The sequence below is a fragment of the Duganella sp. BJB1802 genome (assembly GCF_013369445.1).
In the GTDB taxonomy this organism is placed as follows: domain Bacteria; phylum Pseudomonadota; class Gammaproteobacteria; order Burkholderiales; family Burkholderiaceae_D; genus Rugamonas; species Rugamonas vulcania_A.
The window spans coordinates 56,954-72,970 of sequence record NZ_JABWEF010000006.1 but is presented as its reverse complement, the minus strand read 5'-3'; the positions used below and the strand labels follow the sequence as shown (position 1 = coordinate 72,970).

Annotated in this window: 14 protein-coding genes; 5 read left to right on the top strand and 9 right to left on the bottom strand. The window is 65.0% G+C overall.

The features are described 5' to 3' along the window. Positions 1–5 precede the first annotated feature (5 nt). The 5 genes from HUX88_RS11510 to HUX88_RS31825 all read right to left on the bottom strand — a co-directional run bounded on the left by HUX88_RS11510 (position 6) and on the right by HUX88_RS31825 (position 6,997). Positions 6–2,543 carry a glycoside hydrolase family 3 N-terminal domain-containing protein gene (locus HUX88_RS11510; RefSeq protein ID WP_176361878.1) on the bottom strand — a complete coding sequence of 846 codons (2,538 nt, stop codon included), beginning with the start codon at positions 2,541–2,543 and terminating at the stop codon, positions 6–8. Between the two features lie 30 nt (positions 2,544–2,573). Beyond that, entirely contained in the window at positions 2,574–3,938 is a 1,365-nt protein-coding gene (locus HUX88_RS11505) for a GH1 family beta-glucosidase (RefSeq protein ID WP_176361877.1), read from the bottom strand. 84 nt (positions 3,939–4,022) lie between these two features. After that, entirely contained in the window at positions 4,023–5,033 is a 1,011-nt protein-coding gene (locus tag HUX88_RS11500) for a LacI family DNA-binding transcriptional regulator (protein WP_117015754.1), read from the bottom strand. Between the two features lie 89 nt (positions 5,034–5,122). Then, positions 5,123–6,379 (bottom strand): ABC transporter substrate-binding protein, encoded by a 1,257-nt coding sequence (locus HUX88_RS11495; protein WP_117015753.1) that lies wholly within the window; start codon positions 6,377–6,379, stop codon positions 5,123–5,125. 360 nt (positions 6,380–6,739) lie between these two features. Further along, complete coding sequence (locus HUX88_RS31825; protein ID WP_229219298.1) at positions 6,740–6,997, bottom strand: hypothetical protein; 258 nt, start codon at positions 6,995–6,997, stop codon at positions 6,740–6,742. 251 nt (positions 6,998–7,248) lie between these two features. On the opposite strand from HUX88_RS31825, the gene HUX88_RS32225 reads away from it, so the two are divergent. Next, positions 7,249–7,446, top strand: coding sequence for a hypothetical protein (locus tag HUX88_RS32225; protein ID WP_229219297.1), 198 nt, complete (start codon positions 7,249–7,251; stop codon positions 7,444–7,446). 316 nt (positions 7,447–7,762) lie between these two features. Continuing rightward, on the top strand, positions 7,763–7,954 hold the full coding sequence (locus tag HUX88_RS32220; RefSeq protein WP_229219296.1) for a hypothetical protein: 192 nt from the start codon (positions 7,763–7,765) through the stop codon (positions 7,952–7,954). A 223-nt stretch (positions 7,955–8,177) separates the two neighbouring features. On the opposite strand, the gene HUX88_RS11485 is transcribed toward HUX88_RS32220, so the two are convergent. The 4 genes from HUX88_RS11485 to HUX88_RS11470 form a co-directional block, all read right to left on the bottom strand. Beyond that, on the bottom strand, positions 8,178–8,390 hold the full coding sequence (locus tag HUX88_RS11485; protein WP_176361876.1) for a hypothetical protein: 213 nt from the start codon (positions 8,388–8,390) through the stop codon (positions 8,178–8,180). A gap of 215 nt (positions 8,391–8,605) precedes the next feature. Next, positions 8,606–8,845 (bottom strand): FtsX-like permease family protein, encoded by a 240-nt coding sequence (locus HUX88_RS11480; protein ID WP_217916302.1) that lies wholly within the window; start codon positions 8,843–8,845, stop codon positions 8,606–8,608. Positions 8,846–9,270: 425 nt separating this feature from the next. After that, positions 9,271–10,806 carry an ABC transporter permease gene (locus HUX88_RS11475; RefSeq protein ID WP_176361874.1) on the bottom strand — a complete coding sequence of 512 codons (1,536 nt, stop codon included), beginning with the start codon at positions 10,804–10,806 and terminating at the stop codon, positions 9,271–9,273. Then, positions 10,799–11,563, bottom strand: a complete 765-nt coding sequence (locus HUX88_RS11470) for an ABC transporter ATP-binding protein (RefSeq protein WP_229219295.1) — start codon at positions 11,561–11,563, stop codon at positions 10,799–10,801. Before HUX88_RS11470 ends, HUX88_RS11475 begins: the two co-directional genes overlap by 8 nt. A gap of 468 nt (positions 11,564–12,031) precedes the next feature. Between HUX88_RS11470 and HUX88_RS11465 the strand changes: the two genes are divergently transcribed. The 3 genes from HUX88_RS11465 (at position 12,032) to HUX88_RS11455 (ending at position 15,956) form a co-directional block, all read left to right on the top strand. Beyond that, complete coding sequence (locus HUX88_RS11465) at positions 12,032–13,306, top strand: cytochrome C (RefSeq protein WP_176361873.1); 1,275 nt, start codon at positions 12,032–12,034, stop codon at positions 13,304–13,306. Between the two features lie 30 nt (positions 13,307–13,336). Next, on the top strand, positions 13,337–13,615 hold the full coding sequence (locus tag HUX88_RS11460) for a high-potential iron-sulfur protein (RefSeq protein WP_117015746.1): 279 nt from the start codon (positions 13,337–13,339) through the stop codon (positions 13,613–13,615). A 922-nt stretch (positions 13,616–14,537) separates the two neighbouring features. Then, the gene (locus tag HUX88_RS11455) at positions 14,538–15,956 is read left to right on the top strand and encodes a site-specific integrase (RefSeq protein ID WP_176361872.1); all 1,419 of its coding nucleotides are present in this window, start codon (positions 14,538–14,540) and stop codon (positions 15,954–15,956) included. Positions 15,957–16,017: the final 61 nt, after the last annotated feature.

Below are 16,017 nucleotides of genomic sequence, written 5' to 3'. Positions count from 1 at the left end.
TGGGTTTATTTAAAGTCGCCGCACGCCAGCGCATCCTTGTCCCTGGCGGCGCCGCCAACGATCTGGATGTTGGCGAACGTCGCTGCGAACGGCGCGTCGGCGGCCACGCTGAACGGCGTGCTCAATGCCGCCAGCGACAGCCCTTTGGCGCTGAAACAGGCCAGCGGGATTTTAACCGTCTGCTTGCCCTTGCCGGCCAGGCGCTGGAACACGGCGCCGGCGTCCAGCTCCACGGTTTCGATGCCGATACTAGCCTTGCCCTGCGGCGCAGCCGACACGATAGCATCAAACTGCAGTGCGCCGTCGGCCGAAGCGAACGCCGGCAGCTTCTGCGCGTGGGCCGCCTGCGCTTCCAGCCTGGCCGCGCCGGTCCAGGTGAGGCGCTTGGCGTCCTGCTGGGTGTTGATCTGCGCGGTTTCGACCTTCACGGTCGGCAGGTTGAACACGGCGTTCAGGTCCGCGCCCAAGGCCACGCGCTGGCCGCCGCTGCTGACGTACAGCGCGTAGGTCGAGCGGTCGGCCGGCGCGTACACCGGCACCGAGGTGGCCTTGCCGCAGCCGCCGGCCGGATAGTTCGCGTCCAGCAGCGGCAAGGCGGGCTTGCCGGCCGCACCCGCGTAGGTCAGGCCGTAGCCGTATTTGAACAGCGGATCGTACGCGGCGTCGCCGACGTTGAGCGGCGACTGGCAGGCCGACTTCGGCCACGAGAACGACAGCTTGCCATGGAAGTCCACGTTGACCTTGCCGTCCGCCTTGCGGAACAACACATCGGACACGCCCTTGCCTTCGGTGCCAGGCAGCCAGGCCGCGACGAAGCTGTCCGACAGGTTGAGCACATCGTTGACGAACAGCGGACGGCCGGACATCAGCACCGTCACCACCGGCTTGCCCTTGCCCGCCACGGCCTGCAGCACGGCCAGGTCCTCGGGATGGCGGCCGGACAGGCGCAGCGTGCCCGATGGGCCGATGTCGCCGTCGCCTTCCGCATACGGCGTCTCGCCGATGACGGCGATGACGGCGTCGAACTTGCCCACGTCGACGTCGGCGGCGTTCTCGCTGAAGGTGACGTTATCCTTGCCGGCGGCTTCCTGGATGCCGGCAAGGATGGTGTCGCTGACCGGGTAGTCGCTGTTCTTGTTGTCGGTGCCCTGCCACGTCAGCGACCAGCCGCCCGACTGGTTGGCCATGTTGTCAGCGCTCTTGCCGACGACGAGGATCTTTTTACCGCGCGCCAGCGGCAGCACGCCGCCGTTGTTCTTCAACAGCACCAGCGATTCGCGCACCGCCTGGCGCGCCAGCGCGCGCGCCTGCAGCAGCTCCTGCTTGCCGGCGTAGACGTTCTGCGACGGCTTCTTGCCGTCGAACAGGCCGGCGCGCAGCTTCACGCGCAGGATGCGGGTGACCGCGTCGTCGATGCGCGACATCGGAATCTCGCCCTTTTCCACCTGCGCGATGGTGTTGGCGATGAAGGTCTTCCAGTGTTCCGGCACCATCACCATGTCGACGCCGGCGTTGATCGAGGCGGCGCAGCTGTCGTTGGCGCAGCCGGGCACTTCGGCGATGGCGTTCCAGTCGCTCACCACCAGGCCGTCGAAGCCCATCTTGGTTTTCAGCGCGTCGGTCAGCAGCTCTTTACTGCCGTGCATCTTGCCGTGGTCCGAGCCGCCCTTGACGTCGTTCCAGCTGTTGAAGGACGCCATCACCGTCTGCACGCCGGCCTGCAGCGCCGGGTAGTAGCCCTGCGCGTGGATGTTGATCATGTCCGCCATCGTGGACTGGTTCTCGCCACGGTCCTTGCCTTCGGCCGTGCCGCCGTCGCCGATGAAGTGCTTGGCGGTGGCGACCACCGTGCCGTCCGATTTCAAATCGCCCTGCAGGCCCTTGACGTAGGCGCCGGCGTAGTCCTTGACGATGGCCGGGTCTTCCGAGAAGGATTCGTAGGTGCGCCCCCAGCGGTCGTCGCGCACCACGGCCAGCGTCGGCGCGAACACCCAGTCGATGCCGGTGGCGCGCACCGCCTTGGCGACCGACCTGGCCATCTCGCCAACCAGCTTGGCGTCGCGCGCGGCGCCCAGGCCTATGTTGTGCGGGAACAGCGTGGCGCCGTACATATTGCTGTTGCCGTGCATGGCGTCGATGCCCCAGATGACCGGGACCCTGACCTTCATGTCGGTGCTCATCGAGGCGTCGTAGTAGGCGTCGGCCAGCTTGACCCAGTCGGCCGCCGTGGCGTACTTGTTCCCCTGCGGCCAGCTGCCGCCGCCGTTCAGCACCGAGCCGACGTAGTATTCGCGCACCTGCTCGGGCGTGATGAACTTGATTTCCGGCTGCGTCATCTGGCCGACCTTCTGCGCCAGCGTCATGCCGGCCACGATCTGCGCGATGCGCGCTTCCATGGCCTTGTCCTGCTTGACGGCGCTGGTGATGTGCGGCCAGTCGGCCAGTGGCTTGGCGGCTGGCGCGGCGGCGGCGATGCCGGCGGCGCCCAGCGCCAGCGTGGCGGCCAGGACGGCGCGACGCAAGATGTGGTTGTGGGTGTTCATTCGGTGCTTGTCTCCGTTGTTGATGTCGTTTTATGCGCCGCGCAGGAAGGCGCTGTACCACTGGCCGCTCTGCTTGAGGATGCGGCGCTGTGTCGGGTAGTCGATGTAGGTCAGGCCGAAGCGGCGCAGATAGCCTTCCGCCCATTCGAAGTTGTCCAGCAGGCTCCAGGCGAAATAGCCCTTGATGTTGCCGCCCGCGCCGATGGCGTCGCGCATGGCGGCCAGGTGGCGGATCAGGTAGTCGCGGCGCGCGGTGTCGTTGACCGCGCCGTCCCCGGTCAACACATCGTCGTAGGACGAGCCGTTTTCGGTCACGTACAAATCGCCGGTCGGGTAGTCGCGCGCCACGCGCTCGAGCAGGTCGACCAGTCCTTGCGGCGACACCTCCCAGCCGAAGTCCGTGCGCTGGCGGTCCTGCGGATAGACGATGGAAGTGCGCAGCGGGTACTGCTCCGGCGCGTCGCGCACCACCTCGGGGAAGTAGTAGTTCACGCCGAGGAAATCCATCGGAACGGCGATCGCCTTCATGTCGCCCGGCAGCACCTGCGGCGCGTCCTCGCCCACCAGCCGCAGCGCCAGTTCCGGATAGCCGCGGCCATACAGCGCGTCGAGGAACCAGCGGTTGCGCAGCGCATCGTGGCGCACCACCGCCTCGCGGTCGGCGGCGCTGTCACTGGCCGCCTTGACCGGATGCAGGCTCAATGCGATGCCGACCTTCGCCCCCGGCACGTTGGCGCGGATCAGCGGCACCGCCAGGCCGTGCGACACCAGCACGTTGTGGCACACCTGCAGCGCCAGCGGCAGGCTCTTGTTGCCCGGCGCGTGCATGCCGTCCCAGTTGCCGTGCATGGCCGTGCACCATGGCTCGTTGTGCGTGATCCAATGCTTCACGCGGTCGCCCAGGTGCTTGCTGATCACGTCCGCGTAGCGCAGGAAGGCGTCGACCGTGGCGCGGTTGGCCCAGCCGCCCTGGTCCTCCAGGTACTGCGGCAGGTCCCAGTGATACAGCGTGCACCACGGCTGCAGGCCGCGCGCCAGCATGCCGTCCACCAGCTTCGAATAAAAGGCCAGCCCCTGCGGGTTCGGCTCCGCGTCCACGCCGTTGAAGATGCGCGGCCAGGCGATCGAGAAGCGGTAGGCGTTCAGTCCCATGGACTGCGCCAGGTCCAGGTCCTCCTCCCAGCGGTGGTAGTGGTCGCAGGCCACCGCGCCGGTCGAGCCGTCGCGCACCTTGCCCGGCGTGGCGCTGAAGGTGTCCCAGATCGACGGCACGCGGCCGTCCACCGCGGCGGCGCCCTCGATCTGGTAGGCCGACGTCGAGACGCCCCACAGGAAGTCGCTGGCAAAGTCGCTACGCTGGATCGCGGTGGGCAGGTCGGTAAGTATCATGGTCATATTTTTAGGTGGAACTTTTTTAGTGGAATCGTTTCCATTGCACTGCAAAAAAAGAGCATGCGGCCAGCGCATACTCCTCGTTCTTTACTGCCTGGGCGCCGCCAGCGACGCGCGCTGGGTGACGTGCAGGCGGTAGTCCCGCTCCACCGGCCGCTGCAGCCCGTAGCAGTGGTTCAGCAGGTAGTTCAAGCCGTTCAAGGTCATCTCGCTCCACGGGATGTGCACGCTCGTCAGGCGCGGCGCGGTGAATTCCGCGCTGTGCGTGTCGTCGTAGCCCAGCACCGAGACCTGCTCCGGCACCGCCACCCCGGCCTGCTGGAAGCAGGACAGGGCCCCCACCGCCATCTCGTCGTTGGCGCAGAACACCGCCGTGAATTCATACCCCGACGCCATCAGCTGCTCGGCGCAGGCCCAGCCGCCCTCCGGCGAAAACTGTCCATCCTCCATCCACACCGAGGCCGGATCGATGCCGGCCGCCGCCAGCTCGGCCAGGAAGCCGGCGATGCGCTGCTGGTTGTCCGGCGCGCTGGCGCGGCCCGCGATCACGGCGATCCGCCGGTGGCCCTGTTCCAGCAGGGTGCGCGCCGCCAGCCGGCCGCCGGCCTCGTGGTCGACGGTGAAGCACTGCCCGGCGATGCCGGCGAAGCCGTGGTTGATCACCACCACCCGCGACTGGAACGGCCCCAGCGCCGCAAAATCCTCGTCCTCCAGCGCGTTGCTCATCACGATCAGGCCATCGCTGCCGCGCTCGATCAGGAAGTTGATGCCCTCGATCGCCTGCTGCCGCGCGTCGCCCTCGCCCACGCCGAAGGCCACCACCATGTTCAGGCCGGCCGCCCGCAGCGCGGTGTAGATCGACTGCAGGATGGGCGTGTAGAACGTCCCGCTCAGGTAGGGGATGTACACGCCTATCATCTGCGAGCTGCCCGACAGCAGCGAGCGCGCCGCGTGCGAGGGCCGGAACTCCAGCTCCTCGATCGCCTTGCGCACCTTTTCCAGCGTCGCCTGCGACACCGAGCCCTTGCCGCTGATCACGCGCGACGCAGTGCCCAGCCCTACTCCCGCCAGGCGGGCTACGTCCTTGATAGTTGCCACTGGTTCCCTTATCCGTTCAGTCCATGCGGCGGCAAGCATACCGCATGGCGCCCGGCGGTGACAAGCACGCCGCCGTCCGGCCCCTGCCGTCAGTCGCGCAGCGCGGCGGCGATGCTCTTCTGCGCCTTCTCCACCGGCATGCGGGTGTTCCAGAAGGCCGTCAGCACATCCTGCAGCGCGCCGTTCTGGTCCGGCGTCAGGTAGACCTCGATCATGCCGACCTGGCGCGACTTGTCCTTCATGATGGCCATGCCGGCCTGGGCGCAGGCGTCCATCGACGACACGTCGATGTCGCTGCGCACCGGCAGCGAGCCTTTGAGCTTGCTGAACTCCAGCTGCGCGGCCGGCGCCAGCATGGTGGTGGCCAGCAGCTTCTGCGCCTTGACGGCGTCGGCGTTGGCGGTCTTCGGGAACACGAAGGCGTCGCCCTGGATCAGGTAGGGCACGGCGGGGCCCAGGCCGGCGATGCAGCCGAAGTCCTTGCCGGCGCTCTGTTTGGCGGCGGCGAACTCGCCCTTGGCCCAGTCGCCCATGATCTGCACCCCGGCCTTGCCGCTGATGAGCATGGCGGTGGCGTCGTTCCAGTTGCGGTTGGGCGAGCCGGCGTCGACGTAGCTTTGCAGGCGCTTGAAGGCCGTCAGCACTTTCTTGAACGCCTCGGAGTTGAGCGCCTTGGGATCGCGGTCGCGCAGCACCTGCAGGTACAGCTGCTTGCCGCCGACGTTGGCCAGCATGGCCTGGAACAGGATGTTCTCCTGCCACGGCTGGCCGCCGTGCGCCAGGCCGACCAGGCCGGCCGCCTTGAGCTTGTCGAGCGCGGCGAACAGCTCGTCCGGCGTGGTGGGCTCGGCGGCGATGCCGGCCTTCTTGAAGGCGGCCTTGGAATACCAGATCCAGGTCGACATGTGGATGTCCACCGGCAGCGCGTAGTAGTGGCCCTTGACGCGGATGACGTCGAGCATCGGGCCCGGCATCAGCTGGTCCCAGTGGTCGCGGGCGGCGATGTCGTCGACGTTGTTGAGCGAGCCCTGGTCGATCAAGTCACGGAACTGCTTGGTGGTGTTGAACTGGGCGGCGGTGGGCGGATTGCCGCCGACGATGCGGTTGATCGCCACGGCCTTGGCCTGGTCGGCCCCGGCGATGGCGGTGTCGGCCCAGACGCCGCCGGCGGCGCGGTAGGCGTCGGCGAACTTGCGCACGGCGGCCGACTCGCTGCTGGAGGTCCACCAGTGCATCACCTCGGCGCGCGGCCCGGCGGCCGGCGCGGCCGCGTGGCTGGCGGCGGCGGCCAGCGCCAGCGCGGCCAGCAGCGAAACGGCCCGGCCGCCCCTGTGGTGCTTGTCCATCTTGTCTCCTTGCGCGCCGGTGGGGCCCGGCGCTGTGTTGGTCTGGTGTGCGATCTTACATGCTGCCGGCCGCCCGCACAAAAAATCCGGCGCCCTGTTCTGACAGGCGCCGGCAACTTCGCAATCGAAGAGACGTGGGTCGTGCAACATGGATTGAAAACGCTATATTGGAAACGTTACCAATTCATGCGGACGAATATAGCATTCATTGTTTTTGAGTGTCAACCGGGAATTGGGGCGGCCGGCGCCCGGCCGGCCGCCCCCTTCCGCACGAACGCGCAGGCGGTGGCCGTCGCGGTCGATAATGGCAGCCATGAAAGGTGTAGCCGAAGTCCATCGCCACCGGGCGCTGGGCGATGGTCACGCCAGCGCGCCGACCAGTCGGCGTACATGTCGTTGAGCACACGCTGCCACAGGTCGTCGACGCGGATGCACAGCTCGGCGCCACCGCCCGAGGCCAGCGCCTTCGGCTCGACCGTGTGGCTGACCACGGGCCAGCATCGGGCCGAGGGACAGCGCGAACAGCGAGAGGTGCGAGACGTCCACCGGCTGCTGGCCCAGCAGGTCGGCGTAGTAGGCGGCGCTGGCGACCGGGTCGTCGACATACAGCCAGGACATAGTTAGGATTGATCATGGTGTTCTCCTGGTGGGTTGGCGCGGCGCGCCATGTCGGCTTTCACATGACCCTTATGCTAATGTAGCTGCGGCAGTTTCTGTCAGGAGCGTGCCGCCCTTGCACACATTCCCGCGTGGCCGGAATCCAACGGTCGTCAGGCAGGCGGCGAGCCGCCGGCTATTGGCGGATCAGCGCGCCAGCGTATATGCTGAGGACATGGCTCTCCACCGAGCCACGCAGAAAGCCCACGAACATGAAGCCGCGTCCTCCTCCAGCTGCCCTGCTGCCATGGCTGCCCGCCGTGGCGACGGCCAAACCGTCATCAACGTCTCCCGCCCTGCTGGGCGAAGACCCGGCCACCGACGTCGCCGAACAGGTGCTGCGCGCGAAGCCTACCACCCGCCTCGGCTACCAGCTGGAGGTGCACCGTCTGCCCGAGCAAACACGCTGATCTACGCCAACGAAGGGCGCATGGACGGCGAGCTGTACCGCAAGCTGGGCATGGACCGCCTGTACCCCCAACCTCATCATCGATGCCGGTGCCGCTTTGCTGACCTACGGATCGTGGTCTTCACCCGGCACCGGATTCGTGCTCAACTTGGCTAGGGCAGCCTCAAGCCTACACCATCGGCCATGTGCGCGGGATCAAGATCGTGCAGGAGAACACCGTCGGCATGCGCACCGAACATTGCCGACCATGACACAGGCGTTCCAGAAGATGATGGTGGGCCGCACCGACCTGGTGGTCGGCAATCGCCTGTTTGGGCATGGCGGTCGATCAGGAACCTCAAGCTCAGCGGGTGCGCGTGCTCAACCCGCCGCTGGCCTCGTTCCCGGTGTACCACTACCTGAACAAGCAGCGAAGCGCTGGCCGCGCCGCTGGCGGCCGTGCTGCGCCAGATGCGCGCAGGAAAAAGGCGATCGAGGCGATCCAGCAGCGCGTGGCGAACGGTTCGTAGGCGAGCGCCCGTCACCAACCGTGCGGGCCCGATCCGTAACGAACGACAACGCCAGCCGGTTACACTCTCCATTCGCCAAAAGACAAATCGGAGAGCGCAATGCTTAACACCTGTCCAGCCAAGGCCGGACCTTCCTTATCTTCGTCGGCGCTGGACGTCGACGCCAGCGGCCACGAAGATACTCGTCGGCCTGACGCGCTGGAATCCAGAGCGACCTCGACGCTCAGGCGTTCACCGACCAGCTCCAGATCGGCGCGTGGCGCGGCCCGCTTCCTGCTGTTGATGGAACGCCACCTCCTGGCGCGCCGGCTGGCGCCGCAAGCTCAGACAATGCCGTGCAGGCGCGCTTGAACAGGCCGGCCAGGTCGATGTACCGCACTGACGGCATACAGGCCGATGCCCGGCGACGATCAGGGCGGCATACGGTTTTTTTCATGGCGTGTCCTTTCAAAAAGACTGGCAAGCGTTTGATGAATGCTGAGGCGCGAGGCCGACCACCGGCAAGCGCTCGCCAACAAGGCGCCCAGCAAGACCATGGCCAGCCAGGCCAGCGCCGTAATGACACGGTCAGCGGAAAAGCCAGCGCCGGGCAGCAGCTCGCCGAGATAAACTCGATGGCCGCCGACAGCAATGACAGGGCCAGCGCCAGCGCTACGGCTCCATCAGCGCTTCTGCGCACGCCCTCAGCCAGCACGTGCGCAGCACCACGGCCGAACTGGCGCCGATGCTGCGCATGATGCCGAACTCGCGTCCGCGCTCGGCCACGTTGCTGCCCATCGCCGAGCCGGCGAACAGGCCCACCGCCGCCATCAGCAGCGCGATGAACAGCATGGCCGCGATCAGCAGGTCGAAATGGCCATCGACCTCCTTGCGCAGCATAGGTATAATCATGTTCATGCGGACCTCGATGCCGGCGCCGGCAAGGTGCGGCCGATGTCCCGCGCCGCCTGCGCGATGGCCGCCTCGTCGTGCGCGCGCAGCGCCACGCGGTGGCGCGGCCTGCGGAGCGCCCGGCCATGCGCGCATAGGTCGGCGCCGAGACAGGCTACAAAGCCGCCGTCATGTCCTGGTGGCGCGATGCCGGCCACCCGCAAGGTCAGCGATGCGGCCATAGGCTGGCGATGCCGATGCCGCCGCCGACCCGCGCCTGCGGGAAGAACTCCAGCGCCGCGCTGTTTCGGCACCACCTCGCCGGACTGGCCGTCCGGCCGGCAGCGGCCGGCCAGCATCTCAGGCTGAGCGTGGCGTTGTGCTCCGGCACCGCCTGCACGCACCGCCAGCGTGCCGTGCGCGCCGTCGGGATAGACCGCTCGATCTCAGGCCGTCGGCGCGTTCGCGTGCCACGCTGCTGCGCTCCACGCCTCGACCAGCGCCACCTGGGGCGCGCGCCCAGCAACCGCGTGACCTTGCCTGCTCGACCGGCGCCGGGCGGGCCAGCGTGGTTTCGATGTCGTAGTGGCGCTCCGACGCCGCCACCACCAGGTGCCGCGCCGACGCCGCCGGATATTCAGGCTGCTCATGTGCATGGCGCCGGCCAGTGCCAGCAGGGACAACGTCGGCAGCAGGCGTCCGCGCCGGCTGAGGCTGTGCCGCAGCGCCAGCGGCAGGCTGCGGTCGACCAGCGGCAGGCGTTCCAGCCACGCGGCCTCCGCCGGCGCGGCATAGCGCTGGCCATGGGTGCCGGCGTCGCTGATGGCCGCCTGCACCGTCGCCGCGCTGGCCTGCATGATCGGCACCGAGGCGATCGCCAGCGGCAGCAGCACGCCGGCCGCGATCAACAGCAGATAGCACCAGTGCGGAATCGCGCCGCTGTGCATGGTGAAGTTGAGGATCTGGTTGAGCACCACGCGCGAGAACGCGCGGCCCGCCGCCAGCCCGGCCGTCATCCCCAGCGCGGTGGCGGCGCCGGCCAGCGCCAGCACCAGCGTCAGATACAGGCCGGCGATCTGCGCGCGGCCTGCGCCGATGGTCTTCATCACGCCGATCTGGCGGCGCTGTTGCTGCAGCATGCCGCCCACCACCGTGGCCGTCAGCACCGCCGACAGCAGCAGCGCCACGCCGCTGAATACCAGCAGCATGGCCAGGATCGAGGTCATGACTTTTTGATGCGGATGCTCGCCGGGCGGCGGTATCCGGATGCGTTCCACCGCGTGGCCGTTCTGCCGCAGCCAGAGCGCCAGCCGCGCCACCGTCGCCTCGATGGCGTCGACGTTCATCGGCTGTTCGCTGACGGTCAGCTTCAACTGGCGCAGGCTGCCGTCCAGTCCCAGCGCGGCCACGGTGGCCGGGGTAGCGTAGGCGTACACGGTCTGGCCGCGGCTGGCCGGCGGCAGCGCCGGATCGTGCACGGTGCCGGAGATCAGTAGCGATTGCGGCGCGCCATGGCCGGTGCCGACGGCGATGCGTTGGCCAATGCGCTGGCCGATCAGGCGTAGCGCGTCGCGCTCCAGCAGCAGCGAACCGTCCGGCGGCGGCCACGCGCCCTGCTCGCGGTAGACGGTGTTGATGCGCAGCGCGTTGAAATCGTCGACCACGAAAATAGTCAGCGGCAGCGCATCGCCCTGGGCCGCCAGCGTGACGCCGACCGTGCCGCTGGCCTGCGCCTGCGCGATGCCGGGGAAGGCGCGGATCGCCGCCAGCAGTGGCGCGTCGATGCGCTCCAGATGCAGCGTGGCCGAGGGGGGATTGGTATCGAGGTAGTTGCGTGTGGTCTCGCGGCTGAGGATCGTGTAGCTGCTCAACATGGTGGCCAGCGCGCACACGCCGGCCGCCATCGCCAGCACCATCAGGACCACGCGGCCCGGCGTAAGCGCCACGTCGCGCAACAGCTTGCGCCAGCGCGGGCTAAGCATGACGCACCCGGTTGGCGCTTTGGTCGGTGCGGTCGTCGCGGCCGATGCCGGCCGCGCCATCGCCCTGCGCGCGAATGCGGCCGTCGGCCAGCGTGACCACGCGCGTGAAGTATGGGCCGAAGTCCCGCTCGTGGGTCACCATCAGCACCGTCTTGCCCTGCCCGGCCAGGTCCGCGAACAACTGCATGATCTGGCGCGTGGTGTCGCTATCGAGATTGCCGGTCGGCTCATCGGCCACCATGATGGGAGCATCGTTGGCCAGCGCCCGCGCGATCGCGGCGCGCTGCTGCTGGCCGCCGGACAGCGCGGACGGCAGCTTGTCCGCCTGCGCGGCGATGTCGAGTTGCGCCAGCAAAGCCAGCGCCCGCGCACGCCGCTGGCGCGCCGGATAGGTGGCGCAGAAATCCATCGGCAGCATCACGTTCTCGGCCACAGTCAGCGTCGGCAGCAGCTGGAAGAACTGGAACACGATGCCCAAATGGCGGCCGCGCCAGCGCGCCAGCTCCGACTGCCGCATGCCATGCACGGCGGCGCCGTCTATCCACACCTCGCCGGAGGACGGCGTATCGATACCGCTGGCCAGGTTCAACAAGGTCGACTTGCCGCTGCCGGACTTGCCGACCACGGCGACGAACTCGCCGGCCCGCACCTCCAGATTGACGCCGTCCAGCGCCATCAGGCTGCCGGCGCTGCTGTCGTAACGTTTGCTCAAATCGCGCAAGACCATCAAGGGTCGCGCCGCTGCGGATGTTGTCATGGTGGATTCCCGTGGGGTTAATGTGGTACAGCAACCATTAAACCGGCGGGGGATTGCCGCTTTATCTCCATTGCGTGAAGATTTGTAAAGCAGCCAACTTTGAGCCCCAGCAGGGAGCAACAACGACGCATCGATTATTCCGCAATATCCAACTGGGATCAGTGCCTCTGCGACGCAGATCAAATCCACGCCGGGTTGCCATGGACTGGTTCCAACTCCCCTGTTACTCTCGAATGCCAGCCTTGTTACGGGATCGTCTGACATAGCGCCAAGGGCCTCCGTGAAGCATTCGGAACATTCTGCCGGATCGGAGGCGAGCGGACCCTCAGCATCATCCGCAACAACGGCAGGTGCGATTGAACCTGGCGAATCTAGCCAGGCATTCACAGTCGCGAACCTTCTCAATCCACCCAGAAGCAGCACGAGGAGATCATCATGAGGTGCTCCCCCAGATACACATGGCGTACGTTGTTAGCCATCATCCTGGCTTTATCTTCGATCTCCGCCAGGGCCGTTCCGAGCTTCGCGCGTCAAACCCAACTGGATTGTTTCGCCTGCCACGTGAGCTGGCCTGAGCTGACTCCCACCGGTCGGCAATTCAAGCTAAACGGCTATACATTGGGGCCGCGCCTGACGTTTCCCGTGGCCGGGATGGTCCAGCTGTCGTACTCGGAAACACGAACCACCGGACCAGATTTCGCGCAAAGTTTTCCCAAGGATCGGAATGCGGTGCTGCAAGCAGCGAGCGTATTCTTCAGCGGAAAGCTGAGCGACCACATGGGGATCTTTTCACAGTTCACTTATGACGGCGTTGAGCATCGCACCAGCATCGATAACGTCGACCTGCGCTACGCAAACCACGTCGACATCGGCAAACATGACCTGCTCTATGGTTTCACCCTCCATAACAACCCACAGGTTCAAGACGTTTACAACACGGTGAGCGCCTGGGGCTTTCCGTTCGCGTCTTCGCCAACCGCAAACGCCCCCGCCGCCTCGCCCTTGGTGAGCAATCTGGGCCAGCAAGTGGCCGGCATGGGCGCAGACATTGTATGGCGCAACACGCTCTATGCCGAACTGACGGCATACCACACCAGCAATCGGCTGTTCTCGCCATTGCGGCTTGGGGTCCCGCGTGACACAGCGGCGGCCCTTGATGGCTACAACCCCTACTGGCGGCTCGCGCTACAACATGAGTGGGATGGCGGCAAACATTCGGCCATGGTGGGGACCTATGGCCTGGTCGCCGATGTCTTCCCGGACAACAAGGTGCTCACCGGCCCGACAGATCACTTCCGCGATATCGGCGTCGATGCGCAATACCAGTACATCACGGACCGGCATCGCCTTACGGGCCAGGTTAATTTTGTGCGTGAATCAGCGACCTGGAACGCCGGCGCCCAGACCAGCAACAGCAGGGACAAGCTGTATGAATTCCGAGCAAAAGCGACCTACTATTTTGAAAAAAAGTACGGCATTAACCTGTCACGCTTCGACATCCACGGCAGCGTCGACAGTGGCCTGTACAACACGGGCGACTCGATCACTGGCAGCGCCAGCGGCAGCCCTGACAGTTCCGGCTGCATCGTGGAGTTCAACTACCTCCCCCGCCGCGACATTCGCTTGATGCTCCAGTTCACGCACTACGACAAGTTCAACGGAGCGAAGCGAAACTATGACGGTTTCGGTCGCGCCGCAACCGCCAACGACACCATATATCTGCTGGGCTGGTTCATGTTCTGACCATCCGGCACTTTTCAGGAAGAGATCATCATGAACGCACACGATACGGCCCGACGACGCCTGCTCGGCGTGTCTGCGGCCACACTGACATTAAGCGTGCTAGGCGGGGCAACCCTTGCCCGCGCTGGCACGGCAACCAAGGACGCTTTCCACTACCAGGATCAACCAAAAGATGGTCAGCGTTGCGCAGACTGCGTGCAATTTATCGCACCGGAAGCAGGCCGTCATTCCGGCAACTGTCGGATCGTCGTCGGCGAGATCAACGCAAACGGCTGGTGCATGGCATTCACGGCAAAAACACCGGATTGACCACCATTCGGCAATACCCTGGCCGGATGAAACGTGGCTGCTTGCAGGGTCATGTGTCTTTTAAGGAGGTTAGCCATGAATTTAATACTGAGGATGTCGTTGGCCGGGACACTGGCAATGATCACATTTGCCGTCACTGCCGCTCCCACCCGACATGGCGGCGCTCCACTCGCCGCGCCACCAACGGAGATGTCGACGTTTACGCCAAAAACGCCATCCCTTACTGCTCCGGTATCAACTTCAGCACGCCCTCAGCCATCCCTGCAGACGGGGCAGCCGGACGCAAGCTGCGGTAGTCCGAGTGCACCTTACACACCGGGCAATGCCATGATTGCTCCCGGTTCCGCATTTAATCCAGACGGCAAGGCCGGAACGGTTTATGCCGGCCAGCAACCGCAAAACTCGCAAAATCCAGTCAGTGTTTCCCAATATGACGCTGCCTGCTTGCACCAGTCGCCGCACTAATTCATTGGCTCTTCCATGGTGCAAATAAAAACGGCGTCGCGATAGCGACGCCAGTTTTTTGGGCCGAGAACCGTATCCAAACCGGAAAACATGGCGCCAAGGATTTGAGTTTGTTGGGGTATTTGTTGAGGTACAGACTTACAAAAACAACAAAGGCCAGTCCGAAGACTGGCCTAAGCTGTTGATTCTATTGGTCGGGGCGAGAAGATTCGAACTTCCTACCCCTTGCACCCCATGGCCGAGTTAACTCTTCCTTTAGCATCCAGGAACGTCCATCCATTGAGCAACATCATTAATAATCAATGGCTTGGCGCTACCATCCGTCTATACCCATCCGTACTCATCCAGTCCTAGCCGAGCGTCTTGTTGGGGTATTTGTTGGGGTATTTTTTGCTCCTCTTGCGACCCCTTGTAAAAACCTCCGGCCCATTGCAGGGCTGACGTTCTGGAATACAAGATGCCTAGGATCACACAGAAGGAATTGTTGGCGATTACGACGAAACAAGTCGGACTCGTCGTCCGGGATGATGGCGGACTGTTCGGGCGCGTACGCGTGAAGGCCGACAACAAACTCACGATTCCGTTTTACTACCGCTACCGGCATGGCGACAAGCTGCACGACATTTCATGCGGCTCCTGGCCGCATGACAGCCTGGCGCAGATCAGGGAAGCCCGCGATGCCGCGCGCGACCGCGCGGCCACTGGAGCTGATCCTGCCACGGTAAAAAAGGTGCAGAAGATCGAGGTTCAGGAGGCGCTGGAAGCGAAGCTGGCCCAGGTCGAGGCGCAACGCGAGGCAGGCCTGACGGTGCGCGATATGTTCGACGTCTGGCTGCTGGACGGCGTGCGGCGCAGGAACGATAACGCAGAATTGAAACGACAGTTCAATGCAGACGTCTTGCCCAAGATTGGAGGCGTCGCCGTCCGCGCACTGACGGAGCACGATCTGCGTCACGTGCTGCGTACCATGGTGGCGCGTGGCGCCAACCGCAGCGCCGTCTCGTTGCGGAACAACCTGAAGCAGATGCTGAACTGGGCACAGAAGCGTCAGCCGTGGCGCCGCCTACTGGTCGAGGGCAACCCGATGGATCTAATCGAGATCGGCCGCATCGTCAGCCCGGACTTCGATCCACGCGGCGTGCGCGAGCGGGTGCTCTCCCCTGCCGAGATCCACGAACTGCACACCGTCCTCGACCGCGCGCGGAAGGAATATGCGCAGGCGGCAAACAGGCGCATCGCAGTGCAGCCCATCGAAATCACAACCGAATGCGCGATCTGGATCATGCTGTCGACCATGTGCCGAGTCGGCGAATTGACCATGGCGCGCTGGGAACACGTCAGCTTCGAGCGGGCGGAATGGTTTATACCAAAGGAAAACGTGAAGGACCGCATCAGCAGTTTGACGATCTCGCTATCCGATTTCGCGCTGCGGTATTTTCGCCGCTTGCACGATTGCAGCGGGGACACCGACTGGTGCTTCCCGAACTACATGGGCACGCTCCACATTTCCCCGCGAGCGATCACCAAACAGATCAGCGACCGGCAAACCATGTTCAAGCACGGGCGCGACGGCGGTCCTCGCGCCAAGATGCCGCATCGCCGCCAGGATGATCGTCTTGTGCTGCAGAGTGGGAAGTACGGCGCGTGGACCGCGCATGACTTGCGCAGGACAGGGGCCACACTGATGCAAAGTCTTGGCGTCACGCTGGACGTCATCGACCGCTGCCAAAACCACGTACTGGCCGGAAGCAAGGTGCGCCGCCACTACCTGCACTACGACTATGCCCGCGAAAAACGGGATGCATGGAACAAGCTAGGACGACAGTTAGAAGCAATCGTTAATGCTGAAAATGTCACAGCTTTTCCCGACAAATAAAGAGCCGTGAGTATTCCTAATTAGCCACCTCGTGAGCTTGACCACTGTCGACTAAGTGAAG